This is a genomic window from Micromonospora sp. B006, from assembly GCF_003408515.1.
GTDB lineage: Bacteria > Actinomycetota > Actinomycetes > Mycobacteriales > Micromonosporaceae > Micromonospora > Micromonospora echinospora_A.
In genome coordinates, this window is sequence record NZ_CP030865.1 from 1,906,338 (window position 1) to 1,926,487 (window position 20,150).

Annotated in this window: 15 protein-coding genes; 4 read left to right on the forward strand and 11 right to left on the reverse strand. The window is 72.3% G+C overall.

Going from position 1 to position 20,150, the window contains the following annotated elements; genetic code table 11:
* Positions 1–239: 239 nt before the first annotated feature.
* The gene (locus MicB006_RS09185) at positions 240–1,331 is read left to right on the forward strand and encodes an ABC transporter ATP-binding protein (protein ID WP_116505245.1); all 1,092 of its coding nucleotides are present in this window, start codon (positions 240–242) and stop codon (positions 1,329–1,331) included.
* Between the two features lie 60 nt (positions 1,332–1,391).
* On the opposite strand, the gene rlmB is transcribed toward MicB006_RS09185, so the two are convergent.
* Positions 1,392–2,510, reverse strand: a complete 1,119-nt coding sequence (gene rlmB, locus MicB006_RS09190) for a 23S rRNA (guanosine(2251)-2'-O)-methyltransferase RlmB (protein WP_116505247.1) — start codon at positions 2,508–2,510, stop codon at positions 1,392–1,394.
* Positions 2,510–3,925: a cysteine--tRNA ligase gene (cysS, locus tag MicB006_RS09195; protein ID WP_116505249.1), complete on the reverse strand. Its 1,416-nt coding sequence runs from the start codon at positions 3,923–3,925 to the stop codon at positions 2,510–2,512. The genes rlmB and cysS overlap by 1 nt, the downstream gene beginning before the upstream one ends.
* Positions 3,926–3,988: 63 nt before the next feature.
* On the opposite strand from cysS, the gene MicB006_RS09200 reads away from it, so the two are divergent.
* Positions 3,989–4,636: an IclR family transcriptional regulator gene (locus tag MicB006_RS09200; RefSeq protein ID WP_116505251.1), complete on the forward strand. Its 648-nt coding sequence runs from the start codon at positions 3,989–3,991 to the stop codon at positions 4,634–4,636.
* Between the two features lie 819 nt (positions 4,637–5,455).
* Complete coding sequence (locus tag MicB006_RS09205; protein WP_192900212.1) at positions 5,456–6,757, forward strand: hypothetical protein; 1,302 nt, start codon at positions 5,456–5,458, stop codon at positions 6,755–6,757.
* 110 nt (positions 6,758–6,867) lie between these two features.
* Here MicB006_RS09205 and MicB006_RS09210 read toward each other — a convergent pair whose 3' ends face one another.
* The 3 genes from MicB006_RS09210 to MicB006_RS09220 form a co-directional block, all read right to left on the reverse strand.
* Positions 6,868–8,556: a S8 family serine peptidase gene (locus MicB006_RS09210; RefSeq protein ID WP_192900213.1), complete on the reverse strand. Its 1,689-nt coding sequence runs from the start codon at positions 8,554–8,556 to the stop codon at positions 6,868–6,870.
* Positions 8,557–8,644: 88 nt separating this feature from the next.
* Positions 8,645–9,343: an HAD family hydrolase gene (locus MicB006_RS09215; RefSeq protein ID WP_116505257.1), complete on the reverse strand. Its 699-nt coding sequence runs from the start codon at positions 9,341–9,343 to the stop codon at positions 8,645–8,647.
* Positions 9,340–10,302, reverse strand: a complete 963-nt coding sequence (locus MicB006_RS09220; protein WP_116505259.1) for a DMT family transporter — start codon at positions 10,300–10,302, stop codon at positions 9,340–9,342. Before MicB006_RS09220 ends, MicB006_RS09215 begins: the two co-directional genes overlap by 4 nt.
* Before the next feature lie 72 nt (positions 10,303–10,374).
* Between MicB006_RS09220 and MicB006_RS09225 the strand changes: the two genes are divergently transcribed.
* Complete coding sequence (locus tag MicB006_RS09225; protein WP_116505261.1) at positions 10,375–10,923, forward strand: CGNR zinc finger domain-containing protein; 549 nt, start codon at positions 10,375–10,377, stop codon at positions 10,921–10,923.
* Here MicB006_RS09225 and MicB006_RS09230 read toward each other — a convergent pair.
* The 6 genes from MicB006_RS09230 to MicB006_RS09255 all read right to left on the reverse strand — a co-directional run bounded on the left by MicB006_RS09230 (position 10,887) and on the right by MicB006_RS09255 (position 20,013).
* Positions 10,887–11,486 carry a GNAT family N-acetyltransferase gene (locus MicB006_RS09230; protein ID WP_116505263.1) on the reverse strand — a complete coding sequence of 200 codons (600 nt, stop codon included), beginning with the start codon at positions 11,484–11,486 and terminating at the stop codon, positions 10,887–10,889. The two genes, MicB006_RS09225 and MicB006_RS09230, sit on opposite strands and share 37 nt — an antisense overlap.
* 55 nt (positions 11,487–11,541) lie before the next feature.
* Positions 11,542–12,951 carry a class II fumarate hydratase gene (locus tag MicB006_RS09235; protein ID WP_192900214.1) on the reverse strand — a complete coding sequence of 470 codons (1,410 nt, stop codon included), beginning with the start codon at positions 12,949–12,951 and terminating at the stop codon, positions 11,542–11,544.
* Between the two features lie 44 nt (positions 12,952–12,995).
* Positions 12,996–15,974 (reverse strand): AfsR/SARP family transcriptional regulator, encoded by a 2,979-nt coding sequence (locus tag MicB006_RS09240; RefSeq protein WP_116505266.1) that lies wholly within the window; start codon positions 15,972–15,974, stop codon positions 12,996–12,998.
* A 249-nt stretch (positions 15,975–16,223) separates the two neighbouring features.
* Positions 16,224–17,891: a fumarate hydratase gene (locus tag MicB006_RS09245; RefSeq protein WP_116505268.1), complete on the reverse strand. Its 1,668-nt coding sequence runs from the start codon at positions 17,889–17,891 to the stop codon at positions 16,224–16,226.
* Between the two features lie 76 nt (positions 17,892–17,967).
* Positions 17,968–19,368, reverse strand: coding sequence for a PQQ-binding-like beta-propeller repeat protein (locus MicB006_RS09250; RefSeq protein ID WP_370013471.1), 1,401 nt, complete (start codon positions 19,366–19,368; stop codon positions 17,968–17,970).
* 156 nt (positions 19,369–19,524) lie between these two features.
* Positions 19,525–20,013: an Lrp/AsnC family transcriptional regulator gene (locus tag MicB006_RS09255; protein ID WP_013288920.1), complete on the reverse strand. Its 489-nt coding sequence runs from the start codon at positions 20,011–20,013 to the stop codon at positions 19,525–19,527.
* Between the last annotated feature and the right edge of the window lie 137 nt (positions 20,014–20,150).

A 20,150-nucleotide genomic window follows, 5' to 3' on the forward strand; every position in this document is an offset into this window, starting at 1 on the left:
CGGGGAGATTGATGCCTCGCAGTGCCCTGCTGACCGTTATGCGTATGCCGTCCATCCCATCCGGAGAACCACGTCTTGGCACGATCGCGAAAGCCGTTTACCGTGCAGTGACACGGACGACACTCCGGCGGGCTTCGGCTGCCTGAGCGACGACCCCGTTGGCCGGCGCCTTGGGCGCCGGTCGCTCCTTCACTCGGATCGTCCGGCACGTTCCTGCCGGTGAAAGGAAGCGCTCCATCATGGCTACGGTCACCTACGCGAAGGCGTCCCGGATCTATCCGGGCACCGAGCGCCCCGCCGTCAACCAGCTCGACCTCCAGATCGGTGACGGGGAGTTCCTCGTCCTGGTCGGCCCGTCCGGCTGCGGCAAGTCCACCAGCCTGCGGATGCTCGCCGGCCTGGAGGACGTCGACGACGGCGCGATCTACATCGACGACCGGGACGTCACGCACCTCCCGCCGAAGGCCCGCGACATCGCGATGGTCTTCCAGAACTACGCCCTCTACCCGCACATGACGGTGTACGAGAACATGGCGTTCGCGCTCAAGCTGCGCAAGACCTCGAAGTCGGAGATCGACCGGCGGGTCAAGGAGGCGGCCGGGCTGCTCCAGCTGGAGGAGTTCCTCGGCCGTAAGCCGAAGGCTCTCTCCGGCGGTCAGCGCCAGCGTGTCGCCATGGGCCGCGCGATCGTCCGCGAGCCGCAGGTCTTCCTCATGGACGAGCCGCTGTCGAACCTCGACGCCAAGCTGCGTGTCCAGACCCGTACCCAGATCGCCTCGCTCCAGGCGAAGCTGGGCGTCACCACCGTGTACGTCACCCACGACCAGGTCGAGGCCATGACCATGGGTCACCGGGTGGCGGTCATGCTGGACGGTGTGCTCCAGCAGGTGGACACCCCTCGGGCGCTCTACGACACCCCGGCCAACGTCTTCGTCGCCGGCTTCATGGGCTCCCCGGCCATGAACATCAAGACGGTGAAGCTGACCGACCAGGGCGGCGTGTTCGCCGAGATGATCGTGCCGCTGACCCGCGAGCAGGTCGAGGCGGCCCGCTCCGAGGGCGGCGACGGCAAGGTCACCGTCGGCTTCCGCCCGGAGGACTGCGACATGGTCAGCCCGTCCGAGGGCGGCATGCCGGTCGTGGTCGAGCTGGTCGAGGACCTGGGCTCCGACGCCAACGTCTACGGCCACGCCGCGCTGGAGGGCCACAACGAGCGGTTCGTGGTCCGCACCGACCGGCGCAGCATGCCGAACATGGGTGACACCGTGTTCGTCAAGCCGCGTACCGGCCGCAGCCACGTCTTCCACGCCACCACCGGCCAGCGGATCTGACGTACGTACGCGAAAAGGGGCGGCCCGCCACGGCGGACCGCCCCTTTCTCGTACTCTCGATCAGACCTCGACGGACCGGCGGCGCGCGACCTCGGCCAGCGTGACCGCGGCGGCGACGCTGGCGTTGAGCGACTCCACGTCGGAGACCATCGGGATGCTGACGGTCAGGTCGCAGGTCTCCCCGACCAGGCGGGACAGCCCGCGCCCCTCCGAGCCGACCACCACGACCAGCGGGCCGACGGCGGCCTCCAGGTCGTACAGGTCGGTCTGCCCGTCGGCGTCCAGGCCGACCACGACGAAGCCGGCTTCCTTGCAGGCCTTGAGCGACCGGGTCAGGTTGGTGACCTGGGCGACGGGCACGCGCGCGGCCGCGCCGGCGCTGGTCCGCCAGGCGGTCGCGGTGATCCCGGCGGCACGCCGTTCGGGTACGAAGACACCCTGCGCGCCGAACGCGGCGGCCGACCGGATGACGGCGCCGAGGTTGCGCGGGTCGGTGACCCCGTCCAGCGCGACCAGCAGCGGGGCGGCCTGCTCCAGCGCCGCGGCCACCAGGTCGTCGAACGGCTCGTAGGCGAACGGCGGCACCTGGAGGCCGACGCCCTGGTGCAGCACCCCGCCGGTCATCCGGTCCAGCTCGGCGCGGCTGACCTCCAGGATCGCGATGCCCCGGTCGGCGGCGGTACGGACGATCTCCTTGACCCGGTCGTCGACGTCGATGCCCAGCGCGGTGTAGAGCGCGGTCGCCGGCACCTGGGTGCGCAGCGACTCCAGCACCGGGTTACGCCCGACCAGCAGCTCCGGGCTGTCCTTCGCCGGGTTGGCCTTGCGGCCCGGCGCGACCCGGGGACCGCCCCGGCCGGCCGGCTTTCCGCCCCGGCCCTTCGTCGTGGGCGTGCCTCGGCCACCGCCCTTGCCCCAGGTGGTGTCCTTGCTGCCGGGCTGCCCGATCTTGGGCGCGCGGCCCTCCTCGGCGGCTGCGCGGCGCTCCTTGTCCTGCTTCCAGGCGGTGCGCTGGGGCAGCTTCTCGGTGCCCGAGTACGCCTTGTGCCAGGGCCGCTCGTCGGCGGGCAGCGTGCGACCCCGCCCGGCGAGCGAGTCCTTGTTCTTGCCTCCGGTGCCCTTGGGGGCACCCGCCTTCGGCGTCAGTCGCCGGCCACGGCGCTGCGAGTTGCCGGCCATCAGTCCTGCTCTCCAATAGTCCAACGCGGGCCCTGGGGGGTGTCCTCGACGACCACGCCTGCTTGCTTGAGCTGGTCGCGTACGGCGTCGGCGGCGGCCCAGTCCTTGCGGCCGCGGGCCTGCGCGCGCTGCTCCAGGGCCAGCGCGATCAGGGAGTCCACCACGCCGCGCAGGTCGTCCGTGCGGCCGCCGCCGGTCCAGGCCGGGTCCAGGGGGTCGACGCCGAGGATATCCAGCATGCCCCGGGTGGCGGCGAGCGTCGTGCGGACGGTCACATCGTCGCCGGCGGTCAGCGCGGTGTTGCCGTCGCGGACCACCTCGTGCAGCGCCGCCAGCGCCGCCGAGGTGTTCAGGTCGTCGTCCATCGCGGCGACGAACGCGGCCGGCAGGTCGCCGGGCCGGCCGCCGCCGACCCGCTCGACCGCCCGCTGCACGAAGCCCTCGACCCGCCGGTACGCGACAGCGGCCTCGCGCAGCGCGTCCTCGGAGTAGTCGATGCGGGACCGGTAGTGGGCGGCGACGTAGTAGTAGCGCAGCTCGACCGGGCGCACCCCGAGCGAGGCCACGTAGTCGAGGTCGAGCGTGTTGCCCAGCGACTTGCCCATCTTGGTGCCGCCGATGCCGAGCAGGCCGTGGTGCACCCAGTAGCGCGCGAACGGCAGGTCGGCCGCCTGCGACTGGGCGATCTCGTTCTCGTGGTGCGGGAACGTCAGGTCGAGCCCGCCGCCGTGGATGTCGAACTCGGGGCCCAGGTAGCGCCAGCACATGGCCGAGCACTCGATGTGCCAGCCGGGCCGGCCACGGCCCCAGGGCGACGGCCACGAGGCGTCGGCCGGCTCGCCCGGCTTGACACCCTTCCAGAGGGCGAAGTCGCGCGGGTCCCGCTTGCCCCGGTCGGGGGCGTCACCGGCCGGCTGCATGTCCGCCGGGGACTGGCCCGACAGCGAGCCGTACGCGGGCCACGAGGCCACGTCGAAGTAGACGTCACCGGAGCCGTCGGTGGCCGGGTAGGCGTGACCGGTCTCGATCAACCGGGCGATCAGCTCGTGCATCTCCGGGACGTGCCCGGTGGCCCGCGGCTCGTACGTCGGCGGGAGCACGTTCAGCGCCCGATAGGAGGCGGCGAGGATCTGCTCGTTCGCGTACGCGATCGACCAGAACGGCCGGTCCTGCTCCATCGCCTTGGCCAGGACCTTGTCGTCGATGTCGGTCAGGTTGCGGATGAACGTGACCTCGAAGCCCTTGTCGAGCAGCCAGCGGCGCAGCACGTCATAGTTGACGCCGGAACGAAGGTGGCCGATGTGCGGCGGGGCCTGGAGCGTGAGACCACACAGGTAGACCCCCACCTTGCCGGCTTCCCGCGGGACGAAGTCCCGCACCGATCGGGTGGCGGTGTCATACAGGCGTAGCGTCACCTCACAAGGGTAGCCGTCCGCACATTTCGAGGTTGGCCGGAGCCGGGTCGTACGCTGCGTGCTGTGGACACGGCGGCGCGCCCGGGAGAGACCGCACAGACCCTGGACCGGGGTCTGCGCCTGCTGCACCTCGTCGCGGACGCTCCGGGCGGTCTCACAGTCACCGAGGCGGCGCACCGGCTGGGCATCGGCCGGGCCGCCGTCTACCGGCTGGTCGGCGCGCTGACCGGCCACGGGATGCTCCGACGCGACGGCGAGGGCCGCCTGCGCATCGGCGTGGGAGTGCTGCACCTGGCCCGCCGGGCCCAGCCGCTGCTGGCCGAGGGGGCGCTGCCCGCGTTGCGCCGGCTCGCCGAAGGCACCGGCGCGACCGCCCACCTCACAGTGGTCGAGGGCGGCGAGGGGGTGGCGCTGGCGGTGGTCGAGCCGAGCTGGACGTCGTTCCACGTGGCGTACCGGACCGGCACCCGGCACCCGCTCGAGCGGGGCGCCGCCGGCCGGGCGGTGCTGGCCGGGCGGGCCGGTGATCCGGGGCCGGTGACCACCAGCGGCGAGCTTCAATCAGGCGCGTACGGGGTGGCGGCGCCGGTGCTCGGCGTGCCCGGCCTGGAGGGCAGCGTCGGGGTGGTGTCGCTGACCCCGCTCGACGTGGCGGACGTCGGCGCCCAGGTGACGGCCGCTGCCGAGGCGGTCGCCGCAGCGCTCTCCTGAGCCCCGCATGCCCTTACGCCAGCTCGGCGAAGTGGCTGCATCAACACGCCCCGGACCCCGCCACCTCCCCGAGGTGAAGTCGATCAAGGCAGCTCAGAACACCGTGCGGCCACACGGCCCAGCCCACCCCAGGGCCGTCGCGCCACTACGCCGAGGTGGCTACATCAGTGCCCCGAACCCGCCCTCCTCCACACACCCTCACGCCAGCTCGCCGAAATGGCTGCATCAAGTGGCCCGGACACAGCCACCTCCCCGAAGTGGAGTCGATCAAGCCAGCTCCACATCCCCGGATGCCCTCACGACCCAGCCCACCCCAGAACCTCACGCCACTACGCCGAAGTGGCCACATCAGCGCACCCGAACCCACCCTCCTCCACACACCCTCACGCCAGCTCGGCGAAGTGGCTGCATCAACACGCCCCGGACACCACCACCTCCCCGAAGTGGAGTCGATCAAGCCAGCTCAACACCCGGACGCCCTCACGACCCAGCCCACCCTCACGCCACTACGCCGAGGGGGGTCACATCAGCGCACCCAAGCCAACCACTCCACACACACCCTCACGCCATCAGACCGAAGTGGCCGCGCCGGCGCGATCGAAACGTCCCTCCGCACACCTCACGCCAGCTCGGCGAAGTGGCTGTATCAAGCGGCCCGGATACCACCACCTCCCCGAGCTGGAGTGGATCAAGCGCAGGTTGAGCGCATAGCACGCGGGCAAGGCCGTGCGGGGGTTGTCCACAGGGCTCGGCAGGCGGAAGGGCTGCGGCTGTCCACAGGGGTATCGATCTCGACCCGTACGCCGCCACGCTCGTGACATGCCACCTCATCCTCATCGACCACCGGAGTTGGCCTGGCAGGTCTTCCGGGGCTCGGAAGCCATCCGGCGCGGACTGCTGTCCCGGCACCATCTGCGAGGCGCGTCCTGGATCCGCCTCCGGCAGGACGTCTACGCCGACGCGCGGCTCGACCGCGACCACGCGCTGGCCTGCCGCGCGGCGCTGCTGCGCATGCCACCCGGCGCGGCGATCGCCGGCCCTTCGGCTGCCTACCTGCACGGAGTCGAGCACGCCGCCGATTTCACCGACGACGTGCACGTCCTGCTGCCGGCCACGGTCCGGGCCGACTCCCAGCCGGGTGTCCGGGTGCACCACGCCCCGATGTCGAGCACACGCAGCGGCCTCCTGGTCCCCGCCGGCAGCGCCGCCCCCGCGCGAACGAGCCCACCCGTCGGCACGAGCCAACCCGTTGGCACGAACGCGCCCGTCAGTACGAGGTCGCTCGCAGGCACGAACCCACCCGCAGGCATGAACTCGCCCGCCGGCACGAGCCCACCCGTCCGCACGAGGTCGTCCCACGGCACGAACCCACCCGCAGACATGACGCCCGCCGGCACCGCGTCGCCCGTCGCGGCACCCCTGGCGGCGGACTGCCTTCCGGGCACACCGGGCCGGACCAGATCACCGAATCCGGCCGGCTCCCGCAGCCGGCCCGGACCGCCCGGCCCGGCCGACCCGCAGAACGCCGCCGCAGCCGCAGCATGGAACCCGTTCGCAGAGTCGTCCCCCGGCGCGGCAATGATCCTGGCCGGGCCGCCGCGACGCACCGAGCCGGCCGCCTGTGCCTGGGAGACAGCGGTCTGGGCCGATCCCGTGAAGGCGGTCGGCATCATCGACGGGCTGCTGCGTACCGGTTCGGTGAACCGGTCGGCACTGGCGAGCGAGGCGGCCCGGAACGCCTGTCGCCCCGGTGGGCGGCGGGCGGCATGGGTGTTCGGCCTGACCGACGGGCTTGCCCAGTCCCCGCCCGAGTCCCACCTGCGGGTACGCCTCGTCTTCGCCGGCCTGCCGCGTCCGGTGGCCCAGCATCCGGTGCGCGTGTCGACCGGCCTGATCCTGCACCCCGATCTGGCCTGGCCGGAGTTCCGGGTCGCGGTCGAGTACGACGGTCAGTGGCACTCCGACGCGGACCGGATGCACCTCGACCGGCGGCGGCTCAACCAGCTCGTCGAGGCCGGCTGGCTGGTGTTGCACGTGACCGGCCGCCGTCTGCGCAAGGAGTTCCCCGCCCTGGTGCGGGAGATCCGCGCAGCACTGGTGGCCCGCGGGTGGCGGCCGTGACCCCGCCCGCCACCCCACCAGCCGCCACGCCGCCAGCGGCGCAGGTCACCGGAACGCCGAGGTGGCGGCGTCCGGGTGATCCGGACGCCGCCACCTCGGGGAAACGGTTGTTACGGTCGCACGTTGGGCTTGAGCGGGGTCTTCACCGCGGCGTAGGCGTCGACGATGCCGTAGCCGTAGAAGCCGTTGAAGTTCAGCGAGCCCGCGCAGTACGCGTCGAACTCGGCGCTCCGGCCCTCGTTGGTGTAGCTCTGCAGCCGCGGCTCCGGGCAGGCGTGCTCGGCCGCCGTCCGGTAGAGGTGCTGCTCGACCAGGTTCGGCGCCATGCCGTAGCCGTTGCGGCCCTCCTTCTTGCCGTGCTTGCTGACGATCAGCGCCGCCACGCCCGAGACGTGCGGGGACGCCATCGAGGTGCCCTGCAGGTAGGTGTAGTAGCCACACTCACCCTTGGTGGTGCACTGCTTGAACACCGAGTTCTCGAAGCCGGCGACGATGTTGCCGTTCTCGTCGACCGACCCCTCCTCCTGGAGCACCTTCTTCGGGTACGTGGAGAGGATCATGTTGGCGTCGGTGCGGTACGTGTCGGTGCCGAAGCCGTCGCGGAACCAGCCACCCGGCGCCGCCACCGAGATCTGCTCGGTGCCGTAGTTCGAGTAGTCGGCCTTCTTGCCGGACGGGCCGACCGACGACACACCGATCACGTGCGGGCCCTCGACCGGCAGGTCCCAGCAGGTCGCGTTGTCGATCGGGCGCGGGTACGGGTCGGCGCCGTAGTCCGGGCTGCTCACGTCGGTGCGCGGCGCGCCCAGGTCCTCGTGGTTGTTGCCGAGCGAGCCGACCAGCGTGACGCCCTTGCGGTGCGCGAAGTTGAGCGCCCGCTTCATGGCCTCGATGACGGTGCGCTGCTCGGCCTGCGCCTCCGGCGAGTCGGCCGGGTTGGCGGTGCAGTTGTAGAGCCACGGGTCGACGTAGAAGGACATGTTCACCACGTCCAGCCCGGAGCGGCCCGCGTGCACCAGGGCGTTCACCACGGGGTTGAGGAAGAAGTAGCCGCTGTCCTGGCCACCCTTCAGCTCGACGAGCAAGATCTTCGGCGCCACGCCGGAGAGGCCGAAGCCGTTGGCGGCGGCGCCGATGGTGCCGGCCACGTGCGTGCCGTGCCCGCCGTCGTCGGTGCCGACCGGGTCGACGCAGCTCGCCACCTCGCACGGGCCGTCGACCTCGGGGATGTCCGGGGCGAAGTTGCGCGACAGCGCCCAGTTGAAGTTCGGCGCCAGGTCGGGGTGGCTGGCGTCGACGCCGGTGTCCAGCACGCCGACGGTGACCCGGCGGTCACCCGGCTCGATCTTGCGGGCCTGGTCGGCCCGGATCATGTCCAGACCCCAGAGCTTGTCGTCGAGCGGGTCCATCTTCTTGGCCTTGCCCTTGGCGACCTTGCCCTTGGTCGCCGCGGCGGCCAGCAGGTTCTCCTGCTCGACCCGGTCCAGCTTCGGCTTGCGGCCGATCGCCTTCTCCTCGGCCGCGCCGACCAGGGCACCGGCGGCGGTGGCCCGGCTGGCGAAGTCCGCCCGGTCGCTTCTGACCTGGAAGAGGCCGACGTCGTCGGTGCGGGCGACGACAGTGCCGCCGGCGGCGGCGATCGCGGCGATCGCGGCGTCGGTGGATACGCCGCTCTCGGCCAGCACGGTGAAGGTCCGGGTGTCCGACGGCGCGGCGTTCGCCGGGATCCCCAGGCCGGTCACCGTGAGTGCCAGCGAGGCCGCAGCCGCGACCGCGCCGACGGTGAAGCGCTTGCTCACCACATCAGATCCTCTCGTTGAGGGACGTGGTGTCATCCCACATCACGGGAGCGGGTTCCGCCAGATCGACGTCCGTTATCGGATGCAACTAGGCATTCGCGCTCATCACGGTGATGAGCGTCGTTGGCAGTTCGGCCAACGTGGACACCTCGGCGTCCGGTTCGAGGCCCCGAGGCCGGGGAAGTCCGCCCCGGTTGAGCCATACGGCACGCAGCCCGGCCCGCTGGGCGGCGACCACGTCGTGCTCCGGCGAGTCGCCCACGTGGACGATGCGCGCGGCGGGCAGTCCGGCGGCTGCCGTCACCGCCGCAAAAAACTCCCCGTCCGGCTTCTTCGGCAGGCCACCCTCGTGCGCGTACAACTCGAAGGCGAACTGCCCGGCGAGGCCGCAGCGTTCGGCGCGGCTGTTGCCGTTCGTGGCGAAGCCCAGCAGGTGATGCGGGCGCAGCGCCGCCAGCGCGGGCAGCACGTCGGGGAAGGGCCGGCTCAGCGCGTACCGGCGGGCGAAGAAAAACGCCGCGAACTCGTCCAGGTCCGCCTCCAGCCCGGCCCGGGCCAGCGAGCGGGCCAGGGCGGTCCGCCGAATCTCCTGCACCGGGGCCGCGCTGAGCGCGCCGAACACCGCACCCCAGTCCCCCTCCAGGTCCGCGAGCGACACCCCGGCCGCCGCCGGGGTCCGCCGCCGCATCTCCTCGACTACGGCGACGAGCGCGCCGGTGACCGCCGGGCGCAGGTCGACGAGAGTCTCGTCGGCGTCGAAGACGACGGCGCTGCGCGGCCCGATCATCGCTCGCCGGTCAGTGCCGGCTCGGCCGGTGCCGTCACCGACGCCGGTGGTGAGCCCCGCAGTTCGTCCGCACGGACCAGGGCGACGCCGCCGAGGATGAGCACCCCGCCGGCCAGCTGGATCAGGCTGGGCAGTTCGTCGAGCACCAGCCAGGCGATCAGCACCGCGAACATCACCTCGGTCAGCCCCACGAAGGAGGACAGCCGGGCCCCGAGCAGCCGCGTTCCCGCGACACCGGCGAGGTACGCGACCACCGCAGCGATCAGCGACAGCCCGGCGATCGGCACCAGCCAGCTCACCTGATGCCCGGCGAAGGTGACGTCGGCGGTGCCGGCGGTAAGCGGCAGCGCTCCGATGCCGCCGAGCAGGAGCAGCGCCAGCGCGCCGACCGCCATGCCGCCGCTGGCCATCACGACCGAGGGCAGTTCGTCGTCGAGCCGCCCGGCGATGACGAAGTAGCCGGCCAGGCCGACGCCAGCGCCGAGTCCCCACAGCACGCCCACCGGGTCCAGGCGGCCGGCGCCGGTGAGGTCGAGGACGAGCGCCAGCCCGCACAGGGCGGTGACCGAGCCGGCCACCGTCAGCGCTCGCGGGCGCTGCCCGTGGACGAGCCACATCCATCCGACCACCAGCACGATGCCGAGGTATTCCAGCAGCAGCGCCACGCCGACCGGGAGGTAGCGGACCGCGTTGAAGAAGCACGCCTGCGCCGTGGCGACGCCGAGCAGCCCGAACAGCAGAACTGTGACGCCGTTGCGCCGCAGCACCGACCACTTGCCGCGCAGGGCCAGCGCGGCGGGCACGGCGAGGACCAGCGCGGCGATGCCGACCCGGGCGATCACCACCGCCACCGCCGACCACTCGCCGGTGATCAGCGGACGGGCGAACGTGCCCGAGGTCGCGAACGTGATCGCGGAGAGCAGTGCCAGGCCGAGCCCGACGCTGGACCGTTCACGCATCGGCAGCTCCTGGTCATGAGTGAAGGGCGGTTATGCTGATGACGCTAGGCGTAGCCTCCGACAGGAGTCAAGTTGCTTTTTGCTCATGACACCGAATGTGCGCTGGTCGGCGCCGCCGCACTGGTGAACACCGCCGACGGCAACCGGGAAGGGCTGTCCGACGTAGCCGCTCTCGACGACTTCTTCACCACCTACGGGTGGAGTGGCAGACACGAGCGCACCGACGTCGAACTGCGCCAGGTCCGCGCGCTCCGGCCCCGGCTGCGCCGCATCTGGTACGCCGAAACCGACGAGGTGGTGGCGATCGTCAACGGACTGCTGCGCGAGTCGCACGCGCTGCCGCAACTCGTCCGGCACGACGACGAGCCGTACCATCTGCACGCCGTGCCCCGGGACGCGCCGCTGGCGACCCGGATGGCGGTCGAGGCCGCGATGGCGATGGCCGACCTCGTCCGGATGGGCGAGCTGAGCCGGCTGCGGCACTGCGATCACCCAGACTGCGACAATGTGCTGGTCGACCTTTCCCGGAACCGGTCCCGCCGGTTCTGCGACGCCGGCTGCGGCAACCGGGCCGCGGTGAGCGCCTACCGGGCCCGTAAGGCCGCCGCGTCCCAGTCCTGACGAGTAGCGGGCCAGGCGTCGCGGCGCAGCTCGTACTCCACCTCGCCGTGCTCCGTACCCGGGATCGGGTCGTCGAAGGCGAGGTGGAACGTGCGGACGTAGCGCAACCCGGCGCGGGCCATCACCGCGCGGGAGCGGTCGTTCACCGCCATCGTCTGGGCCCACACCCGGCGGACGCCGACCGTGTCGAACGCGTGCCGCACCAGCGCCCGCGCGCCCTCGGTGGCCAGCCCGTGCCCCCAGGTCGCGCGGCGCAGCCGGTAGCCCAGCTCCGCCTCGGCGCCGTCGTCGGACGGGTCGAGCGAGTGCCAGCCGAGGAACTCGCCGGGGAACCGGTCGAGCGTCGCCCAGCGGCCGAGCCCGGGAAACCTGTCGTACTGCGCCAGCAGCCGGGGCAGCACGTCGTCCCGGAACGTCGCGGCCGGGGTCGGCACACCGCCGGTCAGGAAGCGCATGACCTCCGGGTCGGCATCGAGCGCCACCAGCCGGTCCACGTCGTCCGTCGTGAACCGGCGCAGCGTCAGCCGCGCGGTCTCCAGCAGCACTCCGCCGTCGTCACGCACTGTCGGATCATGCCGCGCCCACGGTTACGGGTCGAGGCAATTACCGGCGCCGTCCTCAGGGGTGGGTCATCCGGAGCAGGTCCAGCGCCTCGTCCAGCTGGGTCTCGGTGAGCTTGCCCGAGTCGACGTGACCACGGGAGATCACCACCTCGCGGATGGAGACCTGCTTCGCCAGCGCCTCCTTCGCGATCGAGGCGGCCTCGTCGTACCCGAGGTGGCGGTTGAGCGGGGTGACGATCGACGGCGAGCCCTCCGCGTACGCCAGGCAGACCTCGGCGTCCGCGACCAGGCCGGCCACCAGCCGCTCGGCGAACAGCCGGCTGGACGCGGCGATCAGTTTGATCGACTCCAGCAGGTTGCGGCCCATCACCGGGAGCATCACGTTCAGCTCGAAGTCGCCCTGCGAGCCGGCGAACGCCACCGCCGCGTCGTTGCCGATCACCTGGGCGCAGACCTGACGCATCGCCTCGGCCACCACCGGGTTCACCTTGCCCGGCATGATCGATGACCCCGGCTGGAGGTCGGGGATGCGCAGCTCACGCAGGCCGGCGCGCGGGCCGGAGCCCATCCAGCGTACGTCGTTGGCGATCTTGTAGAGGCCGACCGCGACGGTACGGAGCTGGCCCGAGGTCTCCACCAGCGCGTCCCGGGCGCCCTGCGCCTCGAAATGGTTGCGCGCCTCGGTCAGCGGCAGGCCGGTCGACTCCCGCAGCTTGGCGATCACCCGGTCGGCGAAGCCGAGCGGCGTGTTGATGCCGGTGCCGACGGCGGTGCCGCCCAGCGGCAGCTCGGCCAGCCGGGGCAGCGCCGACTCCAGCCGCTCGACGCCGTAGCGCACCTGCGCGGCGTAGCCGCCGAACTCCTGCCCGAGCGTGACCGGGGTGGCGTCCATCAGGTGGGTACGCCCGGCCTTGACCACCGTCTCGAACTCGGCCGCCTTCTCCGCCAGCGCGCCCGCGAGCTGCTTCAACGACGGGATCAGGTCCTCCACCACGAACTGCGTGGCGGCCAGGTGGATCGAGGTGGGGAAGACGTCGTTGCTGGACTGCGACGCGTTGACGTGGTCGTTCGGGTGCACGTCCCGGCCCAGCTCGCGGCTCGCGAGGGTGGCGATCACCTCGTTGGTGTTCATGTTGGACGACGTGCCGGAGCCGGTCTGGAACACGTCCACCGGGAACTGGTCGTCGTAGCCGCCCGCGGCGACGTGCGCGGCGGCGGTGGCGATCGCCTGCGCCACGTCCGCGTCGATCACCCCCAGCTCACCGTTGACCAGTGCCGCCGCCCCCTTGATCTGCGCCAGGGCCTTGATCTGGGCGGGTTCCAGCCCGCGCCCGGAGATCGGGAAGTTCTGCACCGCGCGCTGGGTCTGCGCCCGCCACAACGCCTCGGCGGGCACCTCCACCTCGCCCATCGAGTCACGTTCGATCCGGTAGCCAGTCGCCTCTGGAGTCGTCACGCCTACCATCCTGCCGCGCCTCCCGGCGGTGTGCAGGGAAAGTGGCGGCCCCCTCAGCCCAGCTCGGCCAGCAGCTTCTCGGTGTCCCGCTGGTCCGGCGTCTCGACCTGACGGAACAGCGCCAGCGCGCGCACGGCGTACCGGCGGGCCTGGCCGGCGTCGTCGTGGCGCAGGCATCGCGCGAGACCGTCCAGGGCGCGGGCCTGCTCGTAGCGCAGGCCCATCCGCTCGGCGTCGGCGAGCACCCGGCGGTGCAGGTCCAGCGCGCTGGCCACGTCGTCCTGGTCGAAGATCGCCCGGGCCAGCAGGTTCCGGGAGGCGCACTGCCCGACCAGGTCCCCGGCATCGATCATGGCCACGAGGGCGTCCCGATGCAGCGAGGCGGCCAGCTCCGGCCGGCCCTCCTCGCGCTCCATCGTGCCCAGCTCGTTGAGCAGCTCGCCCTCGCCGTAACGGTTGCCCACCCGGCGCTTGAGGCCCAGGCCGACGCGCAGGAGCCGGCGCGCGGGCCCGTGCTCGCCGCGCCGGTGCCGCGCCATGCTGAGGTGCCCGATCGAGTTGCCGAGCTGCCGCAGGTCGCCGGCCTGCCGCGAAACAGCCATCTGGTTACGGCACATCCGCACGGCCTCGTCGTACCGGCCGCGCAGGATCAGCGCGTACGACAGGTTGTTCAGCAGGTTGGCCAACCACGACGACTCGCCCGACCGACGGGCGATCGCCGCGGACTCGGTCAGGATCTCGACACCCCGCTGGTGCTGCCCGTCGACCATGTACGCGGTGCCCAGGTTGCCGAGCACCTTGCGCAGCTCGCCCGGCCGGTCGAGCCTCCGGTAGATGCCGACCACCGCCTCCAGTCGCCGGATGGCCTCGGCGAACCGCGCCCGGCGGTAGTCCGCCGAGGCGAGATAGTTGAGCATCGTCGCCACGGCCTCCTCGTCGCCCAGACGCTCGGCGGCCCGCAGACCGATCTGATGCGTCTCGATCAGGTCGTCGAGGCGGCCGCCGTAGAAGTTACTGACCCATGCGACCCGGGCGAGCTGCCAGCTCTGCCGGAGAAAACCCTCGCTCTCCGCCAGCCGGACGAGCGCCGTCACGGTCGAACGGTTCTTCTCCAACCATGCTCGGCCGAGGCCGACGGTGGCTGCCACCAGGTCGGGCCGCGCCGGCGCCGGCAGGTCGAACAGGGACGGCTCGGCGCCCGTCTCCAGCGACCGCCCGATGGACGCGGTGACCTGAAGATGGAAGTCGATGAGACGGCCCACCGCCGCCCGCCGCTCGTCGGCGGTCTCGCGTCCCGCGCCGAGCGTGCGCGCGTACTCCCGGATCAGGTCGTGCAGCTGGTAGCGGCCCGGTTCCACCTCCTCGACGAGGTGCGCGTCGACCATTTCGTCGAGCGCGTCCTGCGCCTCCGGCAACAGCAGGTCGGCGAGCGCGGCCGGCACCCGGCTGTCGACACTGCGCCCCGGGCACAGGCCCAGCAGGCGGAAGACCCGCTGCGCGACCGGCGACACCTGCTCGTACGACAACGCGAAGGCGCGGGCCACCGACCGCTCTCCGGCGACCAGCTCGGCCAGCGGGTCGGACGCGCCGGCCAGCCGCTCCGCCAGGTCGGCCACCCGCCAGCGCGGCCGGTGCGCGAGCCGGGCCCCGGCCAGCCGGAGGGCCAGCGGAAGGTGTCCGCAGCGGCGGGCCACCTCCATCGCCGCCTCGGGCTCGGCGGCGACCCGCTGCGCGCCGGCCACCCGGGCCAGCAGTTCGACCGCCTCGTCGGCGTCGAGGACCGGCAGCGAGGACGGGCGGCCCGAGTCCAGGCCGATCAGGCGACGACGGCTGGTGATCAGCACCAGGCAGTCCGGGCCGTTGGGCAGCAGCGGCGCGACCTGGCCGGCGTCGGCCGCGTTGTCGAGCACCACCACGGCCCGCCGCCCGGCCAGCTCGGAGCGCCACATCGCCAGCCGGTCCGTCGGGTCGGCCGGTACCCGTTCGGGCGGCACGCCGACCTGCCGGAGCAGGCTGGCGGCGGCCACTGTCGTGCTGAGCGGGCTGCGGTCACTGTGCCCGTGCAGGTCGATGAAGAGCTGCGCGTCCGGAAACTGGCCGGCCACAGCGGTCGCCACCTGCACGGCGAGCGTGGTCTTGCCGCTGCCCGCCATGCCGTCGACGAGCTGGACCCGGCTGCCCTCCTCGACCTCCCGGACCAGCCGGGCCACCGTCTGCTGCCGCCCGGTGAAGTCGCTGATCGCGCGCGGCAGCGCCCGCACCGGCGCGACGGCCCGGCTCTCCGGTCCGCCCACCGCCAGGTCACCGGCGAGTATCCGCTGGTGCAGCTCCTGCAATGCGGCGCCGGGCTCGATGCCCAGTTCCTCGTCGTAGATCCGCCGACCCGCCCGGTAGACGGCCAGCGCGTCCGCGTGGCGGCCGACCGCCGACAGGGCCAGCATCAGCTGCCCCCGCAGCCGTTCCCGCAACGGCTCGCGCTCGACCGCCTCGGTGAGCTCGTCGACCAGCTCGGGCGCCCGGCGCAGCCGCAACTCGATGTCGACGCAGTCCTCCAGCACGGCGAGCCGCTGTTCGTCGAGCGCCTGCGCACGCCGCCGCACGCTACGGGCGGGGATGCCTGCCAGCGCCGGACCACGCCACAGCGCCAGCGCGGCCCGGTAGTGCTGACGCGCCTCGGTCAGCCGGCCCGCTCCGGCGTTCCTGCGGGCCGTCTCCACACCGTTGGCGAACACCTCGGCGTCGAGGTCGCCCGGCTCGATCCGGATGCCGTAGCCGGCCGGATCGGTGACGATGGTCACGGCGGGCAGGCCGAGCGCCGCGAACCGCTGCCGCAGTCGAGACACGCAGATCTGGAGCTGGGTCCGCGCGGTCGCCGGGGGACGGTCCTCCCACACGGCGTCGATCAGGTCCTCGGTCGGCACCACCAGGCCCGGACGCAGCAAAAACATGGCCAGGACGGTTCGATCTCGACCTGCGGTGACGGTGGCTTCACCGCCGCCGACCCGCAGGGGCCCCAAGATTCCGAACCGCACCGCGCTCCCCCGACCGCCGTATCAACCTTGCAGCAGCGTAGCCCGACGATCACCGAGCGCCGCGCCGAGGCGATAGCGATCCGATAGCGGCGGCACACAGACTCGGTGCGGGTTGCCGGTGACGGCATCCGACGGGGGCGGTGCGCCTGTCCGGTCGTCCGACAGGGCAGGCGCACCGATGTCTGTGCACGACTGACACGCCGAGGGCGCCGGGTTTCACTCCCGGGCGCCCCTCGCGTACGTCTGAACTCAGCGGCGGCCGACGGTGAGCACCGGCTTGGTGACCTCGGCGAAGAAGTCGTTGCCCTTGTCGTCGACGACGATGAAGGCGGGGAAGTCCTCCACCTCGATCTTCCAGACCGCCTCCATGCCCAGCTCGGCGTATTCGAGCACCTCGACGTGCTTGATGCAGTCCTGCGCGAGACGGGCGGCCGGGCCGCCGATCGAGCCGAGGTAGAAGCCGCCGTGCGCCTGGCAGGATCGGGTGACCTGGGCGGACCGGTTGCCCTTCGCGAGCATCACCATCGAGCCGCCGGCCGCCTGGAACTTCTCCACGTACGCGTCCATCCGGCCGGCCGTGGTGGGGCCGAACGAGCCGGAGGCGTAGCCCTCGGGGGTCTTGGCCGGGCCGGCGTAGTAGACCGCGTGGTCGCGCAGGTACTGCGGCATCGGCTCGCCCGCGTCCAGCCGCTCGGCGATCTTCGCGTGGGCGATGTCCCGCGCGACGACCAGCGGCCCGGTCAGCGACAGCCGCGTCTTCACCGGATACTTCGACAGCTCGGCGCGGATCTCGTCCATCGGCCGGTTCAGGTCGACGCGGACGACCTCCTCGGTCTCCAGCGTCTCGTCGGTCACGTCGGGCAGGTAGCGCGCCGGGTCGGTCTCCAGGCGCTCCAGCCAGACGCCCGACGGGGTGATCTTCGCCACCGCCTGCCGGTCCGCCGAGCAGGACACCGCGATCGCCACCGGGCAGGAGGCGCCGTGCCGGGGCAGCCGGACCACCCGTACGTCGTGGCAGAAGTAGCGTCCGCCGAACTGGGCGCCGATGCCGAAGTTGCGGGTCAGCTCCAGCACCTCGGCCTCCAGCTCCAGGTCGCGGAAGCCGTGCGCGCTCATCGAGCCCTGGGTGGGCAGCGCGTCGAGGTACTTCGCGGAGGCGTACTTCGCGGTCTTCAGCGCGTACTCGGCGGAGGTGCCGCCGATGACGACGGCCAGGTGGTACGGCGGGCAGGCCGCGGTGCCGATGAGCCGGAGCTTCTCCTCCAGGAACTGCATCATCCGCGTCGGGTTCAGCAGGGCCTTGGTCTCCTGGTAGAGGTAGGACTTGTTGGCCGAGCCGCCGCCCTTGGCCATGAAGAGGAACTTGTACGCGTCGGCGTGGCCGTCCGGCTCCTCGGCGTACAGCTCCACCTGGGCGGGCAGGTTGCTGCCGGTGTTCCGCTCGTCCCACATGGTCAGCGGGGCGAGCTGGGAGTAGCGCAGGTTGAGCCGGGTGTACGCCTGGTAGACGCCGCGCGAGATCGCCTCCGCGTCGGTGCCGTCGGTGAGCACGTGCCGCCCGCGCTTGCCCATGACGATCGCGGTGCCGGTGTCCTGGCACATCGGCAGCACGCCGCCGGCCGCGATGTTGGCGTTGCGCAGCAGGTCGAGCGCGACGAACCGGTCGTTCGGCGAGGCCGCCGGGTCGTCGATGATCGAGCGGAGCTGGGCCAGGTGGGCCGGGCGCAGGAAGTGGGCGATGTCGTGCATCGCCTCGGCCGTCAGCGCGGTCAGCGCGCCCGGATCGACGGTCAGGAACCGGCGGCCACCGGGGCCGTTGACGACGTCCACGCCCTCGTCGGTGACCAGGCGGTATTCCGTCAGGTCGGGGCCGGTCGGCAGCAGGGGTGCGTACGAGAAGGCGGCGGCACTGCTCATGACCGAAAAGCCTAGGGCAGAGCAATCGATCGGTGACACCCGCAGGTGGGGTCGCGGGACGACCTCTCACCCACTGTCACTTGCCGTCCACGCAGAGTTCCCGCTTCGGCCCGCAGCTGCCCTGGTCGCTGGGCGGCCGCCAACTGCCTCCGGGGTCCGGCGACACCGGCGCGCCGTCCCGGCCCGGCCCGGGCACTCCGGCCGCGCCGGCGCCCCAGCGGACGTACCCGATCTCCCGGCCCTCCCCGATGATCATGCCGTTGGGGCCGACCGCCAGCGCGTTCGCCGAAGTCCGCAGCTCGACCAGGACCCGGCCCTCGCGCGGCTCGACCGCGACCAGCCGGGACGGCTTCTCCTCGCTGATCACCGCCGCGTACGGGGTGAGCGCGGCGCCGCTCTTGCCGCCCGCCGGCCGGGTCCACCGGGTCCGGTCCACAGACAGCTCCCGCCCCAGCAGCGAGTCCTTGTCGGCGCTGCGCACCACGGCGTAGCGGTCGTCCACGGCGAGCAGCTTCTCGCCGTCCGCGCCGACCTGCAGCAGGCGGCCGTCGTACCCGTCGAGCACCGCCTCCCGTCCGTCCGGGGCGACCCCGATGAGGACGTTGCGCGCGCCCTGCGGGTCCTCGCGCTGCACGCAGCCGGCGTAGTCGGCCGTACGCAGGTTGATCCCGGTCCGCCGCCACACCTGCTGACCTGTCGCCGGGTCCACCGCGGTGACCGTGTAGTAGCAGCTCCCGTCGCGGGAGGTGGCCGCGATCCGGAGCAGCCGGCCGCCGACCACCGCCAGCCGTTCCTCCCGGCCCGGCTCGACGTTCTGCAGCACCCGGCCGGTCGCGGTGTCCACCACGTGCACCCGGCCGTCGACCGGGAAGCCGAGCAGCGGCGGTACCCCCTCCGGCCCGGCCACCCCGCCGTCGATGCGGGTGGCGCCCAGCCGCCGCGTACCGAGCAGCTCCGGGTTGTCGGCGAGCACCCCGCTGTGCACGCCGGGCAGGAACGCGCTCCACAGCGGGGCGGTGCCGCGCGGCTCCCAGGCCCGCAACGTGCAGTCCGTGGCCCGCACGCAGTACGCGTCCAGCAGCAGGTTCCGGTACGTCCAGACGGCGATCGCCCGATCGTCGCGGCGCCGGGTCACGCCGCTGACCGGGTCGAGCACCTCGTACCGCTTGTCCAGCAGCCGGCCCACGGCGACGACCGGGTCCCGGTCGCCGCCCGCTACTGCCGACCAGTCGGCCTTGCGCTCCCAGAGCTGGCTGCCGTCGGCGAGGCTGCGCGCCTCGACGCGGGTGCGCTGCTCGACGATCACGGTGTCACCGGCGATGGTGACGCTTCGCGGCGTGCCGCCGACGCGCTGCTGCCAGACCACGTCCGGCTCGGAGATCGGCTTGCTGCGGTCGACCCAGTCCCACAGCGCCGGGAACGGGTTCCAGACGCCTGTCGCGGCGAGTACGACCACGGTGACGAGCCCGAGCAGCAACCAGCCGCGTACCCCTAGGCCCTTCACACCGCACACGGTAGCGACGATCACCGGTCCCCCGGGTCGCGCGCGGGGCGTGTCGCAGCGCTTCTTGCCGGGGGGAGGTGTTAATAAGGGGCCCTTCCACCTCCGAATGCGTTAACAGGGGGCCCTTCCTTACCCGCGGGCGGCGGAGCGGACCAGCGGCAGCGTGCGGTACGGGATCTGCTCGGCCAGCGCGATGATGGTGGAGGCCCGCCGGATGCCCTCGGAGGCGACGATCTGGTCGATGACCCGCTGGAGGTCGGTGTTCGACCGGGCGACGATGCGGCAGAGCAGGTCGCTGGAGCCGGTGATGGTGTGCGCCTCCAGCACCTCCGGGATGGCGGCCAGGTGCGCGGTGACCTGGTCGTGGCCGTGCCGCTGGCTGATCTCCAGCGTGACGAAGCTGGTCACCCCGAAGCCGATGGCGGCGGGCGTGATGTCCGGCCCGAACCCGGTCACCACGCCGCGGCCGACCAGCTTGTCCAGCCGGGCCTGCACCGTGCCGCGGGCAACGCCGAGCCGCCGGGAGCACTCCAGGACCCCGATCCGCGGTTCCTCCGCGAGCAGTTCGATCAAGCGCGCGTCCAGCTCGTCGAGCTGTACATCCTGACCAGTGTTCATGGTGCCCGACGGTACCGAATGCACAACCTGACCAGGGATATTGCCAACTGTTGCTCAACTCACTGTGCGCCGTAGATCCTCCCCGGAAGAGCACATCCACGGCGGCCCACGAGGCCGGCCGGTACGCGAGGGAGGCC

Coding starts and splice junctions, on each gene's coding strand:
- MicB006_RS09185 (WP_116505245.1), top strand. CDS start 240: ATGGCTACGGTCACCTACGCGAAGGCGTCCCGGATCTATCCGGGCACC.
- rlmB (WP_116505247.1), bottom strand. CDS start 2,510: ATGGCCGGCAACTCGCAGCGCCGTGGCCGGCGACTGACGCCGAAGGCG.
- MicB006_RS09205 (WP_192900212.1), top strand. CDS start 5,456: ATGCCACCTCATCCTCATCGACCACCGGAGTTGGCCTGGCAGGTCTTC.
- MicB006_RS09215 (WP_116505257.1), bottom strand. CDS start 9,343: ATGATCGGGCCGCGCAGCGCCGTCGTCTTCGACGCCGACGAGACTCTC.
- MicB006_RS09220 (WP_116505259.1), bottom strand. CDS start 10,302: ATGCGTGAACGGTCCAGCGTCGGGCTCGGCCTGGCACTGCTCTCCGCG.
- MicB006_RS09235 (WP_192900214.1), bottom strand. CDS start 12,951: ATGGTAGGCGTGACGACTCCAGAGGCGACTGGCTACCGGATCGAACGT.
- MicB006_RS09245 (WP_116505268.1), bottom strand. CDS start 17,891: ATGAGCAGTGCCGCCGCCTTCTCGTACGCACCCCTGCTGCCGACCGGC.
- MicB006_RS09255 (WP_013288920.1), bottom strand. CDS start 20,013: ATGAACACTGGTCAGGATGTACAGCTCGACGAGCTGGACGCGCGCTTG.